The organism is Bradyrhizobium sp. dw_411 (genome assembly GCF_018449695.1).
In the GTDB taxonomy this organism is placed as follows: domain Bacteria; phylum Pseudomonadota; class Alphaproteobacteria; order Rhizobiales; family Xanthobacteraceae; genus Bradyrhizobium.
In genome coordinates this window covers 265,722-285,062 of sequence record NZ_JAAVUY010000003.1, presented here as the reverse complement: position 1 = coordinate 285,062, position 19,341 = coordinate 265,722, and the positions used below count along the sequence as shown (strand labels likewise).

18 protein-coding genes are annotated in these 19,341 nt (G+C 60.6%); 4 read left to right on the top strand and 14 right to left on the bottom strand.

Annotated elements, in window-relative coordinates; translation table 11 throughout:
- Positions 1–164: 164 nt before the first annotated feature.
- The 7 genes from HB676_RS06320 to HB676_RS06290 all read right to left on the bottom strand — a co-directional run bounded on the left by HB676_RS06320 (position 165) and on the right by HB676_RS06290 (position 8,029).
- On the bottom strand, positions 165–1,814 hold the full coding sequence (locus HB676_RS06320; protein WP_213736844.1) for a cache domain-containing protein: 1,650 nt from the start codon (positions 1,812–1,814) through the stop codon (positions 165–167).
- A 166-nt stretch (positions 1,815–1,980) separates the two neighbouring features.
- The gene (locus tag HB676_RS06315; protein ID WP_213736843.1) at positions 1,981–3,300 is read right to left on the bottom strand and encodes an MFS transporter; all 1,320 of its coding nucleotides are present in this window, start codon (positions 3,298–3,300) and stop codon (positions 1,981–1,983) included.
- Between the two features lie 71 nt (positions 3,301–3,371).
- A complete protein-coding gene (oxlT, locus tag HB676_RS06310) occupies positions 3,372–4,673 on the bottom strand; it encodes an oxalate/formate MFS antiporter (protein WP_213736842.1) in 1,302 nt (433 codons plus the stop codon).
- An 83-nt stretch (positions 4,674–4,756) separates the two neighbouring features.
- Complete coding sequence (locus tag HB676_RS06305; protein ID WP_213736841.1) at positions 4,757–5,122, bottom strand: hypothetical protein; 366 nt, start codon at positions 5,120–5,122, stop codon at positions 4,757–4,759.
- Positions 5,119–5,979 carry an extradiol ring-cleavage dioxygenase gene (locus tag HB676_RS06300; protein ID WP_213736840.1) on the bottom strand — a complete coding sequence of 287 codons (861 nt, stop codon included), beginning with the start codon at positions 5,977–5,979 and terminating at the stop codon, positions 5,119–5,121. Before HB676_RS06300 ends, HB676_RS06305 begins: the two co-directional genes overlap by 4 nt.
- Positions 5,980–6,014: 35 nt before the next feature.
- Positions 6,015–7,202, bottom strand: coding sequence for a CoA transferase (locus HB676_RS06295; protein ID WP_213736839.1), 1,188 nt, complete (start codon positions 7,200–7,202; stop codon positions 6,015–6,017).
- A gap of 14 nt (positions 7,203–7,216) precedes the next feature.
- Positions 7,217–8,029, bottom strand: a complete 813-nt coding sequence (locus HB676_RS06290; protein ID WP_213736838.1) for a citryl-CoA lyase — start codon at positions 8,027–8,029, stop codon at positions 7,217–7,219.
- Between the two features lie 127 nt (positions 8,030–8,156).
- Between HB676_RS06290 and HB676_RS06285 the strand changes: the two genes are divergently transcribed.
- Positions 8,157–9,035, top strand: coding sequence for an IclR family transcriptional regulator C-terminal domain-containing protein (locus HB676_RS06285; RefSeq protein WP_346347269.1), 879 nt, complete (start codon positions 8,157–8,159; stop codon positions 9,033–9,035).
- Positions 9,036–9,041: 6 nt separating this feature from the next.
- Here HB676_RS06285 and HB676_RS06280 read toward each other — a convergent pair whose 3' ends face one another.
- The 3 genes from HB676_RS06280 to HB676_RS06270 are packed head-to-tail and all read right to left on the bottom strand — an operon-like array spanning position 9,042 to position 11,700.
- On the bottom strand, positions 9,042–10,052 hold the full coding sequence (locus tag HB676_RS06280; RefSeq protein ID WP_213736836.1) for an ABC transporter substrate-binding protein: 1,011 nt from the start codon (positions 10,050–10,052) through the stop codon (positions 9,042–9,044).
- A gap of 41 nt (positions 10,053–10,093) precedes the next feature.
- Entirely contained in the window at positions 10,094–10,924 is an 831-nt protein-coding gene (locus HB676_RS06275; protein ID WP_213736835.1) for an ABC transporter permease, read from the bottom strand.
- Positions 10,924–11,700, bottom strand: coding sequence for an ABC transporter ATP-binding protein (locus tag HB676_RS06270; protein ID WP_213736834.1), 777 nt, complete (start codon positions 11,698–11,700; stop codon positions 10,924–10,926). The genes HB676_RS06275 and HB676_RS06270 overlap by 1 nt, the downstream gene beginning before the upstream one ends.
- Positions 11,701–11,960: 260 nt before the next feature.
- Here HB676_RS06270 and HB676_RS06265 point away from each other — a divergent pair, with 260 nt between their 5' ends.
- The 3 genes from HB676_RS06265 to HB676_RS06255 are packed head-to-tail and all read left to right on the top strand — an operon-like array spanning position 11,961 to position 15,531.
- Positions 11,961–13,241 (top strand): RidA family protein, encoded by a 1,281-nt coding sequence (locus HB676_RS06265; protein ID WP_213736833.1) that lies wholly within the window; start codon positions 11,961–11,963, stop codon positions 13,239–13,241.
- A gap of 26 nt (positions 13,242–13,267) precedes the next feature.
- On the top strand, positions 13,268–14,479 hold the full coding sequence (locus HB676_RS06260; RefSeq protein WP_213736832.1) for a hypothetical protein: 1,212 nt from the start codon (positions 13,268–13,270) through the stop codon (positions 14,477–14,479).
- A gap of 2 nt (positions 14,480–14,481) precedes the next feature.
- Positions 14,482–15,531, top strand: coding sequence for a GTP-binding protein (locus HB676_RS06255; protein ID WP_249780084.1), 1,050 nt, complete (start codon positions 14,482–14,484; stop codon positions 15,529–15,531).
- Positions 15,532–15,536: 5 nt separating this feature from the next.
- On the opposite strand, the gene HB676_RS06250 is transcribed toward HB676_RS06255, so the two are convergent.
- From HB676_RS06250 to HB676_RS06235, 4 genes are read right to left on the bottom strand one after another with little or no spacing between them, the layout of a single operon-like run.
- On the bottom strand, positions 15,537–16,271 hold the full coding sequence (locus tag HB676_RS06250; protein ID WP_213736830.1) for a hypothetical protein: 735 nt from the start codon (positions 16,269–16,271) through the stop codon (positions 15,537–15,539).
- Positions 16,268–17,551 carry an adenosylmethionine--8-amino-7-oxononanoate transaminase gene (locus HB676_RS06245; RefSeq protein WP_213736829.1) on the bottom strand — a complete coding sequence of 428 codons (1,284 nt, stop codon included), beginning with the start codon at positions 17,549–17,551 and terminating at the stop codon, positions 16,268–16,270. Before HB676_RS06245 ends, HB676_RS06250 begins: the two co-directional genes overlap by 4 nt.
- Complete coding sequence (bioD, locus tag HB676_RS06240) at positions 17,548–18,180, bottom strand: dethiobiotin synthase (RefSeq protein WP_213736828.1); 633 nt, start codon at positions 18,178–18,180, stop codon at positions 17,548–17,550. Before bioD ends, HB676_RS06245 begins: the two co-directional genes overlap by 4 nt.
- The gene (locus tag HB676_RS06235; RefSeq protein ID WP_213736827.1) at positions 18,177–19,331 is read right to left on the bottom strand and encodes an 8-amino-7-oxononanoate synthase; all 1,155 of its coding nucleotides are present in this window, start codon (positions 19,329–19,331) and stop codon (positions 18,177–18,179) included. Before HB676_RS06235 ends, bioD begins: the two co-directional genes overlap by 4 nt.
- Positions 19,332–19,341 lie beyond the last annotated feature (10 nt).

Sequence of the window (19,341 nt, the reverse complement as noted above, 5' to 3'; positions counted from 1 at the left end):
CGCCGGGACGCCGGCAGGCGTCACCGGCCGGGCGTTTCCGGCACAGGTTGAGCAGATTGAGATGGGTGTGGTCGCGTGGCGGCCGGCCGATAACCGGCGGGCCGCCCCATGTCATCGGCTGTGCCGCTTTGAGGCGGGCAGCCAGCCACGATCGTGCTGCGCGATCAGGCGGCGCGGATATTGGCGACGAAGCGATCGACGTCGGCGCGCAATGTTGCGGCCTGGCTGCTGAGCTGCTCCGCCGAGGACAATACCTTGGTGGCCGCAGCGCCGGTCTTGTCGGCAGACTTGTTGACGCCGGAGATGTTGCTCGACACCTGGCCGGTTCCCTGCGCGGCTTCCTGAACGCTGCGAGCGATCTCGCGGGTCGCGGTACCCTGCTGATCGACCGCAATCGAGATCGCCGATGCAATCTCATTGATGGAGCCGATCGTACGGCCGATGCTCTCGATGGCCTGCACGGCGTCCGCGGTCGCGCCCTGCATGGCGCTCACTTGCGCCGATATTTCATCGGTCGCCTTTGCGGTCTGGCTGGCCAGCGATTTAACTTCGTTGGCAACCACCGCAAAGCCTCTGCCCGCTTCGCCGGCGCGCGCCGCTTCGATCGTGGCATTCAAGGCAAGCAAATTGGTCTGGCTTGCAATATCGCTGATGAGCTTGACCACATCGCCGATTTTCTGCGCCGCAGCCGACAAGCCCTGCACCGTGACGTTGGTGCGATTGGCCTCGGCAACGGCCTGACCGGCGATCTGGGTTGATTCGGTGACCTGGCGTCCGATTTCCGAAACCGACGACGACAATTCTTCGGTCGCCGCGGCAACCGTCTGTACGTTTGCCGAGGCCTGCTCGGCCACAACGGCCACCGTGGTCGCCTGATGGCTGGCTTCCCCTGCCGTCGCCGACATGCTCTTGGAGGTCGCCTGCATTACCGTCGCGGCACCGGCCAGCGTGTCAAGGGAAGTGCGGACGCCGCTCTCGAAGTCGTCGGCCATTCTGGTGAGCAGGAGTTTCCGTTCTGTGTCCGCCTGCGCCTTCAACACGTCCTGTTCGCCGCGCAGCCGGATCGCCTCGATCATGTTGTCCTTGAATACCTGCACCGACTGCGCCATGGCGCCGACTTCATCGCGCCGTTCCTGGGCGGGGATAGCCGTCGACATGTCGCCGCCGGCGATCTTGCGCATCGCAGCCGTCATCGCGGTGATCGGGTTCACGATGCTGCGGCCGAGCAGCAGGAACATGCCGCCCGTCAACAACAAGGCGAGACCGACCAGCATGCCGACCTGAAGCGCCTGAGCCCAAAAGATCGAATAGACGTCGTCAATGTAGATGCCGGCCCCCATGACCCAGTCAAAGGGTTTGAACTCGGTGATGTAGGACATCTTCGGAATCGGCTCGCCGCCGCCGGGGCGGGCAAAGCGATATCTCATGATGCCACCGCCCTTGGCGGCCTGGGCAATCTGGTCGCGGATAAAATAGACGCCGTCAGGATCCGGCGTATCGAGCATGTTCGTTCCCTCAGCCTTCGGGTTGGGATTGACCTGCAAGATACCCTTCGTATTGAAGGCGTAAATGTAATCCGACTTATCGTTGCCAAAGCGAAATGAACGCAGCAGCGTCTTGGCGCGTTCCAGGGTTTCAGCTTCGGACAGACCCGCCTTTTGCGAGGCCTGATAGTTGCTTTCGATGGCCTGACGCGCCATCAGGGCGACGTCCTGCAGTTTGCTCCTGCGATCTTCAAGCAGGTTGTTCCAGAGCGCTGAGAGGCCGACGCCGGCTACCGCGGCGATGCCGAGGACCGAAAGACCAACCATCATCAGAAGCTTGGAGGAGATTCGCAGATTGCCAAGCATTGAGCACCTATTGAGGAATAAGAGTCGCCGGAATGGCGCCAGACCCTCCGGTCAATAGCTCAAATTAATGAAGTAGCCCCTAACGCGAACACAATTGGCTAACCACGTCCGCGGGTGTCCCGGCACCGCGTCAATTCCAGTTCAGATGCTGGAATTTCAGGCTCAAAACCGCGCAGCCACCGGCAATCAGGACGGCGGCGACGACACTGGCGCCTACCGTAAAACTACCGGTTCGCTGAGATACATATCCGAACAGCGTGGGGGCCATCAGGCTTCCAATCTGGCCGACGCTGCTGATGAAGGCGATGCTGCCTGCCGACTCCTGTTCGGAAAGGAAGCTGGTCGGAATGGTCCAGAACAGCGCGACGGCCGAGAGATAACCGGCGGCCAGCACGGCAAGGCAGGCGATCGAGAGCGCAGAGTTCTGGGAGCACCAGGCAACGGCGAGCGCGGCACAGGCCGACATGAAAACCGCGGCAAAGAAATGCCAATGCCGCTCCAGCATGCGATCCGAGTTTCGGCACAGCGCGAGCATACCGATAGCCCCGACCGCGTAGGGAACGGCCGACAGCAGGCCGACCTGGAATAGGCTGGATATGCCGGAGCGCTGGATAATCGTCGGCGTCCAGAAATTGAGAACCATTCCGGCCCAGGTCACCGAGAAATAGCCGAAGGTCGCCATCCACAGGACAGGCCTTCGGAGTGCCGCCAGAAAGGCTTGAAAGCCGGAATGGCTTTCGGTCCGACGCTCGATCGACAGGTTAGCCGTGAGCAAATCCTTCTCACTGTCCGACAGCCATTTCGCGTCGCGCGGGCGGTCGTCCAGCACGAAGAACGCCGCGATACCCATCATGACCGGCAGCATGCCTTCTATCAGGAAGAGCCATTGCCAGCTTTTGAAGCCGTAGATCCCGCCCATGTGCTGCATGATCAGGCCCGAGACCGGTCCGCCAACCATCCCTGAGACTGCAGTCGCAAGCACGAAGAACGACATCACCCGGCCGCGCATCCGGTTCGGAAACCAGAAGGTGAGATAGAGAATAATACCGGGGAAGAATCCGGCTTCGGCGGCCCCCAGCAGGATACGCGCTGCATAAAACTCCTCCGGCCGCGAGACAAACGCCGTCGCGCCGGAGATAAGGCCCCACAGACACATGATCCTGGTGATGGTTTTGCGCGCCCCGATTTTCTGCAGCAGCAGATTGCTCGGCACCTCGAACAGGATGTAGCCGACATAAAACAGGCCGACGCCCAGTCCATAGCTCGCATCGGTCAGGTTCAGATCGCTCTGAAACTGCAATTTGGCGAAGCTGACATTGACGCGGTCGATATAGTTCAGGACGTAGCAGACGAAGATGAAGGGGATGATCCGCAGGATCACCTTCCAGTAAAGACGGCTCTGATCTTCATCCGCTGCAATCGCAAAACGCCCGGCCTGCCGTTGCAACATCGTCTCCCCGCATACCCGGACCGGAACGCATGGCTCATACCGTAACCGTTAAAGCGGGCGGCGTATTCTCGTCAGAGCAACGACGCGGCCAGATCGGATTGGAGGGCATCTCCTTCCAGGAACCGCCGGCGCATGGGCTTGAGCACGACAAGCGCGAGAATCGCGGTCAGAATATCGAGACCACTGACGATGGAGAAGACGAGAGTCCAGGAATGGCTCTGTTCGAACAGAAGTGCCGCGAGCGGCCCGCCAAGGATCGAGCCTACTGCCGTCGCCACCAGCAGAAAGCCGAAATTATTCGCCGCATGCTTTTGCCCGAACAGGTCGCCCTGAATCGCGGGGAACAACGAATAGATCTCACCCCAGCCGAAGAAGATGAACCCGGACAACATTACAAACCACACCGGATTGCGGCCGAAAATCAGCATGAAGAGGATCGCTACACCTTCGAGCAGGAACGCGACCGTCATGGTATGCTCGCGGCCAATTCTGTCCGACACCCAGCCGAAAAATGGCCGGGTCAATCCGTTCGCAACCCGGTCGATGGTGAGGGCCAGTGGAAGCGCCGCCATACCGAGGACCAGGGTGTCCTTGCCGATACCGAAATCGCGCGCGAAGGCACCGATTTGCGAAATCACCATCAGGCCACCCGTCGCCATCATGCTCATCATTACAAACATCAGCCAGAAGATCGGCGTGCGCAGCATTTCGGCCGACGTATAATTACGTTTCGCAAATTTAGTCTCAGCCAGATCTTCGCGCTGCTGCCGAGCCGGATCGATCGGAGGATGACGCATGCCGAGCGCGACGAGGATCGAGACAATTCCAAGCACCAGCCCATAGATCAGCAATGTTTGCTGGTACCCGGAAGCCCGGATAGAGGCATCGATCGGAAAGGTGGTGATGACCGCGCCGAAGCCGTAGCTGCCAGCCACCATTCCGATGGCAAAACCTCGCCGCTGCGGAAACCAGAGACTCACAAGTTCAACGGTGGCCACATAGATCATGCCGGTGCCGATACCGCTGAGCACACCATAGGTGATGTACAGCCACGGAAGCTCAACCACGTAAGACGACAGAATCCAGCTTGCGCCCACCAAAGCCCCGCCCATCGCCGCAAACTGCCGCGGCGTGAACTTCTCGGCGAAGTATCCGTGCATCGGCCCCAGGCCGCATTGGCAGATGCTGAACAGCGCGAACGTAACCTGAAGCGCCGACAGCGTGACGCCGAGTTTCGCCTGCAGCGGCGGCACGAACAGGGCCCACACATATTGCGGGCTGGACGCCGCCATCATCGCGATCATCGCAAGGGCAAGCTGCCACCAGCGTGTCATTGCCGCGGATTGTTCGGACTTAAGATTCTGCGCACTCATCGACTCGTTCTTCCCTGATAAAGTCACTTGATAAATCGCGGCAGTTTCGCCTGCGTTTTTGCTTTTGATCCGGCACGCGGCCGCTAGATAGCGACCGACGGATACTCGCGTCCCAGCCAGTGCTGGAGTTTTGCGCCGTATTCGCGCTGGAACGAGAGCGGGCCGTGCTTTTTGGTATATTCCTCGTCGTACAGCGCGATATAAATCGTCAGACACAGGAAGAAATGCGCGCCCATTTCGAACAGCGCGACATAATCATGGTTGATCAGGACTTCGCGTTCCTTGTCGGTGAGGAAATTGACCGTCGAGGTTTCGGCGTCGTTGAGCTTCGGCCCGATCGACTGCTCCCAGGTGAGAACCAGCGAGCGCGGATCTTCCTTGTACCGGCGCAGCAATTCCGGATCGCGGTCGACCGTGAAGAGGAACTTGTTGACGTAATACTTGCTCATGCCGCAACTCCCTGCGGATACCAGGTGAGATAGGCTTCCATGGTGTGGAAGAGATCGAGATTGTCGACGTAGCTTGCCTTGATCGGACCGGCGATGCCCATCATCAAGATGAGATCCATGAAGCCGTGCGTCGCGTTGCCATGCGTGCCCAGATTTTCCACCGTCACGTTTTCGAGAATGGCTTCGATATTGCCGCTCGACAGCCATTCGATCGCCCGGCGGTCAAATTCCGGATCGGGTCCATGCTCCTGGAACTGACGCGGGCCGCCGAGTTCGAGCGACAGATGCCCGGAACCGATCGCGGCGATGCGCTGGTCTGAAGGATAGGCGTCGATGATCTCGCGAATCGCGCGGCCGAGGTCCCAGAAGCGCTTGGGCGACGGCAGCGGCGGCGCGAAGATGTTGGTGTAGATCGGGACCACCGGCAGATCGGCTTGCGGGCGCGTCGTGATGATCGGGCAGATGATCGAGTGATCGATCTTCAGCTCGTGGCTGAAGGAAAAGTCGAAGCCGCGATCGAGCAGCCCCTGATGCATGAAATTCGACAGCTCTACGTGCCCCTCCAGCACATATTTGGGGATCCCGAATTCGCGCTCTTCATTGTAGAACGTCGCGTCGTAGCGCGGCGCCTTGCCGATCAGGAAGGTCGGATAATTGTCGAGAAAGAACTGATGAAAATGGTCGGCACCGACCATCACCAGAATATCGGGCTTGGCGCGCGTCAGCGTCTCGCGATACGCCTCAACCTTGCGCTTCCACTCCGGCGCCTGCGGCATCTGCTGCTCAGGCGGCATGGTCGTCGCCTTCAGGTAAAAAGGATGATGTGTTGTGGCAAGAACTGCCGCTAACGTCGCCATTCGCCTCCCCCTCACTATCGCCGGTTATCCGGCTCTCATGCACTCTTTGCCAGCGTATCCGGCCTGATCCGTTCCGGCCAAGCCTCGCGATTGCGCGCCAACGCCTCGCGGATGGCTTGCCCATCCTCGTCGATCGTCGGAGCGGCATCAACCTTCGTAGCGCGCTCGCCGTCAAAAGTAAAAGCCGGCCGTACCGACTGACGGGCGCCCTCGCTGCGCTCTTCCACCGGAACGATCATGCCGAGATGCGCGACCTGGGGATCGTCGGCCACCTCCGGGATCGAGTTGACCGGCCCGAACGGCACATCGAATCCCGCAAATCGCGCGACCCAGTAATCGCGATCATGGGCGGCGAAAACCACCCCGAGCGCCTCGGACAATTCCCGGTAATTGTCGATACGACGTAACCGGATCGAAAAGCGCGGATCCTCCGCCAGATGCCTGGCGCCGGTCGCCTCGATCAGCGCGTCCCAGAATTTATCCAGCGACGACAGATGAAAGGCGAACAGGCGGCCGTCGGCGCAGCGGACGATGAAGGCCTGGGCGAGCCGCGGCCGGTCGGTGCCTTTCGGGATTTCACCCAGCGCGAAATAACCCGTGAACGGCTCAACCGAAAAATGCATCATCGCTTCCAGCATCGAGATTTCGATCAGCCGGCCCTTGCCGGTCCTCGATCGCTCGACCAACGCGCCCGCAATCCCGAGCGCAGCGTAGATCCCGGTGATCGCATCGGCGAGTGCCGGTCCGATAAAGCGGGGCTCGTCCGGGTCGATCGCGACGCCAAGAAAACCGCTGGTAGCCTGTGCCACGGAATCATACACCGGCCGCTTGGCATAGGGACCGTCGGGTCCGAAGCCGCTGATGGAGCAATAGACCAGCCGCGGATTGATCGACTGCAAGGTCTTCGCGTCGGCGCCGAGCCGCGCCGCGGCGCCCGGACGGAAATTCTGTACATAGACGTCGGCCTGCCGGATCATGTCGTAGAACAGATCGCGGTCGGCATCGCGTTTCATGTCCAGCGATATGCCGCGCTTGTTGCGGTTATAGGCCTGGAAATGCGCGCTGTAGAATCCGTTCTTGAAGCTGCGATAGGGATCGCCGGCCCCCGTGCTCTCGACCTTGATGACGTCAGCGCCGAGATCGCCAAGCATCATGCCGGCGCAGGGACCGGTGATGAAGGTCCCCTGCTCCACAATGCGCACACCGTTGAGAACGCCGTACATGCCGCCCGTCTCCTTCAATTCTCGTTGGCGACGAAGCCCTCAGGCGCCGGGCCGTCATAGCTGATGGCGGAGGCCGCCGCGTGTGACATCGCAAAGCCGATCGGATGGGTCTGCTCCTCGAGCAGATGGCCGATCAGGCCCGCGGTGCGCGCCAGGATCGGGACGCCGCGCAGCGCCAGCAAGGGGTAACCGGCGTCCAGCAGCACGCAGGGAATGGCGCTCGAGATATTCATCACCAGCGGCTTGCCGATCACTGACGGCAGCACGCTTTCAACCGCCAGCGCGGCTTTCGAATGACGGCCGAACACAGCGAGTTCGCGGGAAAGCTCGATCAATCGCCTGGCGCGCGGATCGAAACCCTTGTGCAGCGGATGACCATAGCCCGGGATCGCGCGCTTTTCGCTGCGATAACGGGTGACGACTTCGCCAGCCGCCTGTTCGAGCGTTCCGCCTGCTTTTTCATGCAGCGCGACCACCTCGCTGAACAGACGTCCGGCGGCTTCCGAGGCGCCGAGAATGACCGACCCGCAGCCGAGCAAGCCCGCGGCCACCGCGCCCTGCAACGCTTCCGGCGCAGCGGCGAGCGTCATGCGCGCCGCCTGGACACTCGGCACCAGCCCATGCTCGGCAATCGCGACCAGCGTCGCATCGAGAATCCGGCGCTGGACGTCGTTCGGCAACGTCCCGCAGACCAGCAGCCAGACGTGATCTGTGAACGAGATCCGTCCGATCAGATCATGGACGAGATCGTGACCGCGGATCACGATGGTTTCCGGGTTGGACCCGGAAATGCCCGTGGTCGGCTGGGTAGCGGGACCGATTTTCACGACTTTATCTCCAGCTCTTCGTCATTCTGTTATTTTTCGTCTAGCGAAAAAAATTTCGATATGTAAGATAGGCATAGCAACCGGCGCCGGCTTGTCAAGGACAGCAGTGCCGGGAAGCTGGATTTCTGTGATCAAAGGACGGGGCACCATCATCAAGAAAGCCGGGACGATTTCGCGGGTAAGCCGCCGCAAGCCAGCGGCTCCCCAACGCAACAAGGTCGAATTTGTCGAAGCGCTCGCGCGCGGCCTGGCCGTGCTCGGTGCGTTCGACGAAGCCTATTCCGAAATGACGCTCTCGGAGGTCGCAAGCCGCACCCGGATGTCGCCGGCCACGGCCCGGCGCAGCCTGCATACGCTTGAAGCGCTCGGCTACCTTCGCTTCGTCAACAAGAAATTCGTCCTCGCCGCGCATGTGCTCACCCTTGGCGCCGCCTATGTTCGCGCAGCGGGCGTCGACGAGGCGTTGATGCCGGAACTGCGCCGGCTGGTCGATTTGTTCGGCGATGCCTCTTCGGTCAGCGTTCTCGACGGCTCGAACGTTCTCTATATCGCGCACTGTTCCGAGCAACGCGCCGCCCGCCGCACCGCGGGTATCGGCGTCACCTACCCCGCTTATGCAACGTCGATGGGCCGCGTGTTGCTTGCCCGCCTGCGGGACGACCAGATCGAGACATATCTCGCCGAACTCAAGCCGCTCAAATTAACCGAGCACACTGTGACCGACATCGGCCGGCTCCGTCAGATTCTCGCCCAAACACGGCGGCTCGGCTATAACGCCGTGGTCGATGAGCTCGATTACGGCATCACCGCGCTCGCCGTTCCCATCACCGATCAGGCCGGCCGGGTGGTCGCCGCGGTCAACACATCGGGATATTCCGGCAAGCTGCCGGTCGATCAACTGATCGACCGCCGCCTGAACGATTTGCGGATCGCCGCGGCCCGCATCAGCCAGGTCTTTGCACGCTATCCTGTACTGCTGCATTCGATCGCGCAGAATCCCCGCTGACGTTTTTTAGCAGGGTGGCGGACCTTCCGGGGCGAGTTTTGGATCGATGGCCAGCAGGCCATCGCGCCAGGTGAATTTCGAAAAATCCAGCGGCTGACTGGTCACCTTGTCCTTCATCGCCCATTTGCTGAGGCTGCAGAAGTCTTCAAAGAAAACCTTGTCCAGCGCCAGCGGCCGGATATTCGTGTCCCACTGTTCCCTTGTCGCCTTCTCGCTGAGGTCGAGCTTGGCCTTTGCATAATTGGCGACAGCAGCGAAATCCTTCTCGGCGACGTCGCGCCCCTTCATTGTTGCGCGAAGGAAGCGGATCACCTTGTCCTTGCCTTCCGCGGAGTTGAGAAGTTCCGTCCGCGCGCCCGCGATCAGGTAGCCCTGGATATAGCCGGTCGCATCCGTCAGGTAGTGAGAATCGTTGGGGCAGATCTCGAGCGTACGCGAACCCACCGGCTGCCAGATGAAGAAGGCGGCGATGTCGCCCTGGCACAGCGCGGTCGGCAATATCTGGGTGTCGAGGTTCTTCACCGTGACCTTGGACGGGTCGACGCCATTCTTCGTCAGATATTCGGATATGAACCAGGATCCCGTGGAGCCGACACGGGTAGCGACGGTCTTGCCGATCAGATCCTGCGGCGTTTTGATATCCTTGCGGGCGACACCCACATAGCCCTTGGCGTCACGCTCGATGACGGCAATGACACGATAGGCGCCATCCGCCCTGAAGAAATACTGCACGCTCGGCAGATCGCCGGCCAGAACGATATCGCCTTGCCCGGTGTTGAAGCTCTGGAATGCGGTGGTGCCCGACGGAAACAGCCGGTAGGTGATATCGAGGCCTTCCTTGGTGTATTCATTGTTGGCCATCGCCATCCAGAGCGAGTCATTGTTGACCGAAGGCTGGGCGTAGACCGTCAGCTTCTGCGGGCTCTGCGCTTGCCCTTGACCGGCAGCCACAAGGGCGGTGAAAATAGCCGCCGCCAATGTGAAACAGAACGGTTTCAAAAATCTGTTGTTTTGCATATTCCCTCTCCTTCGAACCGCCGCATCCCTGAAAAATCGCCTCAAGCCGGTAGCGTGAAACGCGTCAGCGTTAGATCGACGATCAGGCGCAATGCACGGTCGCACAGGAATCCGAGCACGGAGATCGTCAGCAGCGCGACGAAAATACGGTCCGTCTGCAGCAGCATCGATGAATTCTGCAACAGGTAGCCGATCCCTGAATCGGCGGCGAGAATTTCCGCCGGGATGATCGACATGAACGCCGACGCCATCGCCACGCGCATGCCCGTCACGATGTAAGGCACCGCGGAAGGCACGACGATATAGGCGAAAATCTCGAGCTGCGACGCGCCAAGGCATTGCGCCGCGCGTTGCCTGGCGATGGGTGTGCGCAAGACACCCGCAATGGTGTTCACCAGCATGATGAAGAAGGTGCCCCAGAAGATCAGGAAGTATTTCGACATTTCGCCGATGCCGAACCAGATCACCGCGATCGGAATCATCGCCGTCGGCGACAGATAGCGCAGCAGCTCGATGATTGGATCGACCAGATCGTGAAGGGTCGATATCCGCCCGAGAATAACGCCGAGCAGGATCGCCGCGATCGATCCGGTAATGAAGCCGACGAACACCCGGGACAGGCTGATGAGGACGTCGTGGAGTATTTCTCCGCTCAGGAGCATCGGGATCGCGGTCCTGATCACCCGTACCGGCGGGGGAACGAGAAACGGACTGAAGACAAAGGTCGAGAGCAGTTGCCAGCCGGCAAAACCCAAAATCAGCGACATGATCGTCAGACCAAGGGATCGGTGCCGGCGCCAAATCGACGCCATCCGCATTTGATAAACGCTGACGATCGATGCGGGCGCAGTCTTGATCCCGGTGGAGGCCATCAAGCGATCCGCGCTTCCGAGCGGTCAATTTCCGGCGCCAGCAACGCTTCGATGTTGGCGGCGGTCTTGCGCAACTCGGAATCGGCCAAATCACGCGGCCTCGGAAGATCAAGACGAAACAGCTGCATGATTTTCGATTCCGGCCCCACCGACATGACGGCGATGGTGTCGGCCAGTATCAATGCCTCGCCGATATCGTGGGTGACGAAGACGATGGTCTTGCCGGTGTTCTGCCAGATATCGAGCAAGGTCGCATGCATGCGCCGCCGGGTCAGCGCATCGAGGGCGGCGAAAGGCTCGTCCATCAGCAGGACTTTCGGCTCGACCGCAAGCGCGCGGGCGATTTGAAGCCGCTGCCGCATGCCGCCGGACAGTTGCGAGGGAAATTTGTCGCGATGCTGTGCTAGATCAACCGCCGTCAAATATTTGTCGATGACGTCGGGCCACGACGTTTTGGGAATTCTGCGCACGCGTAACGCGAAGCGCATGTTCTCTTCGACCGTGAGCCAGGGAAGAAGCGCCGAGCCGGCATCCTGAAAAAACATCATGCGATCGCGTCCGGCGCCTACGATCGGATCGTTGTCGAAAGTGGCAGAACCAACGCTGGCGGGCTCGAACCCCGCCATGATGTTCAGCAATGTCGATTTACCACAACCTGAGGGTCCAAGCAGACAAAAGAACTCGCCGTCCGCGATTGCAACATCGATATCCCTGAGAGCGACGTAACCGCCGGATTCCGGGCCGTACGTCTTGCATACGCCACTCAGCTGCAACATCGTAGCCCCTCGTTGGACCTCAATCACTTATCGATCGATGATAAGACGGATGATATCCGAGCAAGTCATGCAGTCAAGCAAGTGTCATGGCACGCGTGCATTGTGAGCCGTGACAATTGAAGTTATCGTTGTTTAATCGAGCTGGATACGCATGCACGATATGCGCCGCACGTCATTGTCGCAGCTCTCTGATTAGCATTTGATGGAGTTGGCGTTGGGATGTCGCTGGAATAAATCAGTGGCCTGATCGGGAGGAATCGATGACGAGCTTGAAGTATCTGGAACGTACCCGCCTGGCCGGCACCGGCTTCGAGTTTGCGCAAGGCGTCAGGGCTGGCGCGTGGCTGTTCTTCACCGGACATGAAGCGACCGATTTCCAACATGGTCTCGCACCCTCGGTTGCCGGCAAGCCCGGCTTGCCGCTCGGCGGAGCGCCCCGGCATCTGCGCGAGGGCGGTTATCTGATCAATCGCTTCCAGCGATTGATCGAGGCCGAAGGCGGCGATATGCGCCACATCGTCCGCGTCGATCAGTTTTACCCGACCGGTGCCTCGGTCAACGGATACCAGCGCGCGCGCAAGACCGCGCTGAAGGATTTTGTCCCGCCGAGCACCTCGGTGCTGATGGAAGAACTCCTGGTTGAAGGCGCGGGCATGAATGTCTCATGGCTTGCAGTGCTTCCCGGGGAAGGCCGCGAACCCAAGATCGGACGGCCCGAGGGCGTTCCGATTCCAAAGCATTCCGGATTTGCGGCCACGCTTGTCAGCGGCGACTATGTTTTCGTCGCCGGCCAGATGCCGAACAACGAAGCGATGACCGGCATCGAGCCGGCCGCCTATCGCCCTCCCAATGCGATCTGGAACGGAACGGATATTCGTCTGCAGACCGAATTCCTGATCACCTCGCGGCTGAAGCCTGCGCTGGAAGCCGGCGGCAGCTCGTTGAAGAACGCGATCAAGGCCCAAGTTTACCTCACGAAAATAGAAGACCTTCCCGAATTCATGGATGTCTGGAACGCCCATTTCGGCGACCATCCCTGCGCGCTCACGGTGGTGGCGACCAAGGGCCTGGCGCTGCTGGAGTCGATCATCGAAATCAATATTCTCGGTGTCCGCGATGCCGGCGCGATCAAGAAGGAGATCATCGAGCACGAGGCATCCTCGGCGATGCGGCTTGGCCCGGCGGCGGTTCGCGCCGGCGATCTTCTCTGCCTGTCGGCGCTGTATGCGGCGGATGAAAACGGCGTGTTGCCCGAAATCCACGCCGCCGCCGGTCTGAAGCACCTCGGCGTTCCCGCCGGTCTGCAGATGAAAGCAATTCTCGCCGCGGCCGGGGAGATCTGCAAAGCCGGCGGTACGTCGCTCGATCAGGTCGTCCGGGCCAGCCACTTCGTCGGCGACCTCAACGTAATCCATCCGGTGCTGACCGCGTGGACCGAGAAATTGCCGGGCATCCCGCTTCCTTTCGGCGCGGTGCGCTGCCCCGCGATGCCGATACCGGGCTGCGACATTGTCCTCGATATGTGGGCTTATCGTCCGTAATTTCATCCCAAACCGAACGGTCCCGCATGACACCCGATGATATCCACGGATTTCGACTGATCGCGCACGACACGCTGCAGGGTTTTGGCGGAATCGGCGAAGGCATGTCGATCCAGAAGACCCGCGACGGCCGCCGCATCATGTGGCTGGCGCATGAGGGACCGCCGAAGAACTTTACAGGCGTGGATGTCACCGATCCGCGAAAACCGAAAGTCGTGATCCAGACCGAGCTTCCGCACAACCGTGTGCGTTCGAATTCGCTGGAAGTCTGCGGCGACGTGATGGCGGTCGCCTATCAGGTGCTGGAGCCCGGCTTGAAGCCTGCCGGTTTCGAACTGTTCGACGTCAGCGTGCCGGAAAATCCGAAGTCGATCAGTTTCTTCGACTGTTCGGGGCCGCATTCACGCGGCGTGCATCAGGTCTGGTTTGTCGATGGACGCTACGTGCATTTCGCCGGTGGCGCGGCCGACTTCACGCCACGCAATCAGCTCGACGATCAACCCTACCGGATTGTCGACGTCGGCAACCTGACCAAACCTGAGGAAGTTGGCCGCTGGTGGATGCCGGGCACCCGCGAAGGCGACGATGCACCCGCGCCAAAACGGTTACCGATCGACTCGGGATTCCGCGCCCATAACACCAATGTTTTTCCCGAACGGCCCGACCGCGCTTACGTCGGCTATCTCGACGGCGGCGGCTTTGTCCTCGACATTTCAAACATGAGTGCGCCCAAGGTGGTATCGAGCTTCTGCCCGCATCCGCCCTATCCCGGTTTCACCCATACCGTACTGCCGCTGTTCAGCCGGGAATTGCTGATCGTGGCCGACGAATGCGTGATGGACGACGGCGCGGATTGGCCGAAACTGACCTGGGTGCTGGATGCCCGTAACGAGACCAATCTGGTGCCGATCAGCACGCTGCCGATGCCGCCACTGGATATCTACGCCCGCAAGGGCGGCCGGTTCGGTTCGCATAATCTGCATGAAAACCGACCGGGCGAAACGTCGTTTCGGTCCGACACGCTGATATTCGCAACCTTCTTCAACGGCGGCGTGCGCGCCTTCGACACGTCCAATCCACTGCAGCCAAAGGAAGTGGCGGCGTTCGTCCCACCCGCACCCGCCGGCTCGCGGGTCGGCGCGGCTCAGATCAACGATGTGTTTGTCGATGAGCATGGTATCGTCTACGCGGTGGATCGATTTGGCGGCGGGCTATATATCCTGGAGACCACTTTTTGAGCATGGCCGAGAACCGTGACAGCGCCAGAATGCCTGTCACGGTCATCACCGGTTTTCTGGGCAGCGGCAAGACCACGCTGCTCAATCATCTGCTGTCCAGTCCCGATATGGCGGACACCGCCGTCGTCATCAACGAATTCGGCGAAATTTCACTTGACCATCTCCTTGTCGAGACGTCGATCGAGAACACCCTGGTGCTGCAAAGCGGTTGCATCTGCTGCACGGTCCGCGGCGATCTCGTGGACACCTTGACGGACCTGCTGGCGAAGCGGGAGCAGAAACTGGTACCGGCCTTTTCCCGGGTTGCGATCGAGACAACCGGCATAGCTGAACCCGGCCCCATTCTGCAAACGCTGGCAACCCATGCACTGCTCGCCCCGCGCTTCCATGTCCGAGCGGTTGTGACGACGGTCGATGCCGTCAATGGCCAGGGTCAACTCGACAGTTTCGGCGAAGCCGTTCAGCAAGCGGCGCTCGCCGATATCATCGTCCTGACGAAAACCGATCTGGCTCAGCCGGACATGATCGACCGACTCCAGCAGAAGCTGCACAAGATCAATCCGTCCGCGTCGATCCTCGACGTGGTCAACGGAGCGATCGCGCCACAGCAACTTTTCGAACACGCGCCTGCCGCCCCCCAAACGGCGCCGGAGAAACTCGATCGTTGGCTGGCGCTGGAGCAATTCGACGCACATGATCATGCGGGCCACGATCATGCACACCACAACGACGTGAACCGCCACGGCGACGACATCAGAGCCTTCAGTGTTGTCGTCGACGAAGCCATCACGTGGTCAAATCTCGAATCCTGGCTGGGGTCGCTGCTCTCGCTTCGCGGCAAGGATCTGCTTCGGATCAAGGGCATTTTGAACGTGATCGATCAGCCGGGACCGATCGTAGTGCACGCCGTGCAACATCTGCTGCATCCGATTTCACGGCTACGTCGCTGGCCTTCGGACGACCACCGCAGCAAAATCGTGTTCATCACCCGCAATATTCCGTCGGAGGCATTGCGAAACAGCCTGTACGCGCATCTGACGCCGAAGGCCTAACTTCGCTATTCGAGGGAAATCCGCGGACGGAACGGACTGATCGGCACAACACCTGCGCTTTCGATCAGGGCGCCAAAATCCCCGATGATGCAATCGAACAGGGCCGCCGGTTCTTTCTCGAGATCCTGCGCCGTAAAATGAATCGTTGTCACATCGGCCTGTTCGAGCCGCGCCAGACGTTCATTGGCCCGCGCGGGCGTGAGAGTCCCGGGCTTCGACAAGACCGCAACCATGCGATTGCCGAGCCAGAACGCAAAATCGACTTGGACGAAGTCTTTCGTGACCCACGAAGCGCCTTTGTCATACGGAGCATACAGATGCGCGCGCGGCAGCGGCTTCGGCGCCGAAAACGCCCAATCCTCCGCGCCATAGAGCCCGGCAAACGGCGCCAATTTCGTCGCGATCACCTCGCGATGAACCCCAAGCATCTCGGCAATGTGCTCGAAATAACGATCCAGAAACCGCAACGAGAGCCTGTCCCAGGTGCGGCAAAGACCTTTGAGATGATCACTGAGAACGGTCAGTGGCGTGGCGCCTTGCGGCGCGTTGAAGTTCGAGGTTACGTTGAAGACCTCCGAATTCAATCGCAGCGGCTTTCTATCGCCCTTGTCGATCGCCGCGCAGGGAAAAGATGCATCAACCCTGATCGCGCCATCACCAGAGCGATTGACGACGAGTTCTTCGATCGGCCAGGAATCGACGCCGTAAGGCACGACGATTACATCGGAAGCGACAGTCATATCGCGTGGTCGCGACGCACGGCATCGGCCGCATCGCCAATCGCGCCGTAGATCTCATCAAGGTCTTCGGTCGTGACGCAATAAGGCGGCATCACATAGATGGTGTTGCCGAGCGGCCGCAGCAGTAAATTTCGTTCGTTGAAGAACGCCTGAAGTTTTGGACCGATGCCGGCGAGATAACCGCTGTCGCGCGTTTCGAGTTCAAGCGCGGTGATCGTGCCGGTGCGGCGAACGTCCTTGAACCTGATGTCGGCGCGAAATGGCGCGATCGCCTGTTCCTGCATCGCCGCGACGGAAGCGACACGCGCCCGGGTTTCGGGGTCTAGCCATAGATCGAGATTCGCCTTCGCGGCGGCGCAGGCGATCGGGTTGGCCGTATAGGAACTCGAATGAAAAAACGTGCGGGTGCGATCTTTCGAAAAATGCGTGTCGAAAATATCGGCGCGGCAGAGCGTCACCGCCAGCGGCAGCGAACCGCCCGTGAGCCCTTTTGAATAGCAGGCGATATCGGGCGACACCTCCGCCTGTTCGCAGGCGAACAGGGTCCCGGTGCGGCCCCAGCCGGTCATGACCTCGTCGGCGATGAACAGGACATTCGATGCCTCGCAGATCCGCTTCATCTCCTTGAGTACCCAGGAAGGATACATCAGCATCCCGCCCGCGCCCAGGATCAGCGGCTCCACGATAAACGCGGCGGAATTTTCATCGCGAACCGCGGCCTCCAGCGCATCGAGCGTCGCTTGTTCCTGGCCGGCAGAAGGAAACGGAACGGTAATGACGTCGAACAGCAGCGGGCTATAGGTGGCAGTGAACACGCCGCGCGCGCCGACCGACATCGCGCCGATGGTGTCGCCATGATAGGAGTGCTGCATCACGATAATACGCGATCTCGGCTTGCCGATATTGTGCCAGTAGCCCAGCGCCATTTTCAGTGCGACTTCGACGCTGGTCGAGCCGCTGTCGGAGAAAAAGACGTAATCCAGCCCGGGAGGCGCAAGCTTCAACATCGCGGTAGCGACTTCTTCAGCCGGCTCATGCGTGTGGCCGGCGAAGATGATCTGGTTGAGCCGCTCGGCCTGTTGCTGGATCGCGCGTACGATCGGCGGATGGCAATGGCCGTGGGTGACCACCCACCAGGATGCGATGGCATCGATGATGCGGCGGCCGTCGGCACTGTAGAGATACGCACCCTCCCCGCGTACAATTTTCGTCATCTCGTCCTGCAACGCGTGCTGCGTGAACGGATGCCAGATCGGCGATTTCCTTTGGCCCGATGTCATGGCTGAAAATCGCTTGCGTCGAATGAAGTCTCGAACGCGGTGCGCAGCGTACTCGCCGTCAGCGGCGACAGCCGCGGCAATCGCCCGAGCCGCCGCACCCGCCCGATCTCGCAAATGATGCGCTCGCTTTCGGGATTAGCATCACCAATGAAGGCGATCCCGATGATATCGAGATTGCGATGCCGCAGCGCCTCGATCGACAACAGCGAGTGATTGATGGTGCCCAGCGCCGTGCGCGCGCATAGCACGACCGGCAGCCGCCACCGTGCAAAGACGTCGATATAGAGCGTGGTATCATCGAGCGGCACCAGAAGCCCGCCACTGCCTTCGATTACAAGCGGGCGCCCGCCAGTATCCGGCACATCGAGCGAGTCCATCTCGATCCGCACACCATCGATAGCCGCGGCATGGTGCGGCGACGCGGGAGTCCTGAGACTGTAACGCTCCGGCACGATGCGATCGGCGGAAAGCCCGCCCAACTTTGCGACAAGCTGTGAATCGGTCTCGCCTTCGAGACCGGCCTGAACCGGTTTCCAGTAATTGGCGCCGAGCAACGCGGCGAGCCCCGCAGAGAAGACGGTCTTTCCGATCTCGGTGTCCGTGCCAGCCACCACGATCTGCTGATTCATCTATCCCGGTCCCCGGTCTCTTCGGCCAGCGCATCGAGCAGCGCGCGCACGTCGTCTTCACTGACATTGTTGGTCAGGGAAATGCGCAGCCGTGCGGTGCCCGCCGGCACTGTCGGCGGCCGAATACCGCGGATATCGAACCCGCGCGCCTGCAGCGCGGAAGCCAGCGTCATCGCCCGCGCATTGTCACCGACAATATAGGGCAGGATTTGCGAACCCGAGGCGCGCCAGCCGCCACGTTCGCCAATCCGGCGATGCGTAAACGCCATCAAGTCGGTCAGGCGTTGCTGGTGCTTCGGTTCCTGTTGCAGGATCAACAGCGCCTCGCTCACCGCAACCGCCATCAGCGGCGACGGCGCGGTCGAGAAAATAAACGGACGGCAGCGATTGACCATGAAATCGCGTAACACCCGTGTTAAGGTGACAAGCGCGCCGGCCGCGCCGAGCGCCTTGCCGCAGGTGTGAATCACCACCAGGTTTTCGCGGCCCTCATAGCGAGCGGTCAATCCCCGCCCCTGTTCGCCATAGACGCCGGTGGCGTGCGCCTCGTCGATCATGAGAAAGGCATCGTGCCGATCGGCGATTGCGATCAGCGATTCAAGCGGCGCGAAATCGCCGTCCATGCTGTAGAGGCTTTCGGCCACGATCCAGACACGCCCGGTTCCGCCCTGGCTGCGCCAGTCGCGAATCGTATCTTCGACCGACTGCGGCTCGTTGTGCTGATTTTCACGGACATCGGCCCGACCGGCACGTGCGCCTTCGTGAATGCTGGCATGCACCAGCGAATCCAGCACCAGCAGATCGCCGCGCTGCGGCAATGTCGTCAGCACCGCGAAATTCGCGACATAGCCATTGCCGAAGAACATCGAAGTTTCCGCGCCAAAGAATTTGGCGGCGTCGGCTTCGAGCGTTTCGTGCTCTTCGCAATTTCCGCGCAACAGCCGCGATCCACCGGCGCCGATCGGCGTGCCGGCCTCCAGCGCTGCCGTGACAGCCCTCTTCATTCGCGGCGAGCTGGCCAGCGCCAGATAATCGTTCGACGCGAAATCGATGCCGGCACGCGGCTTGAGGCTGCGCAGCCGGTCATCGTCCTTCAGGGCCTGCAAGGCCGTGACGTAACTCACGGCCTTGTCTGGTTGGGTATGATTCATGGTCCGCCTT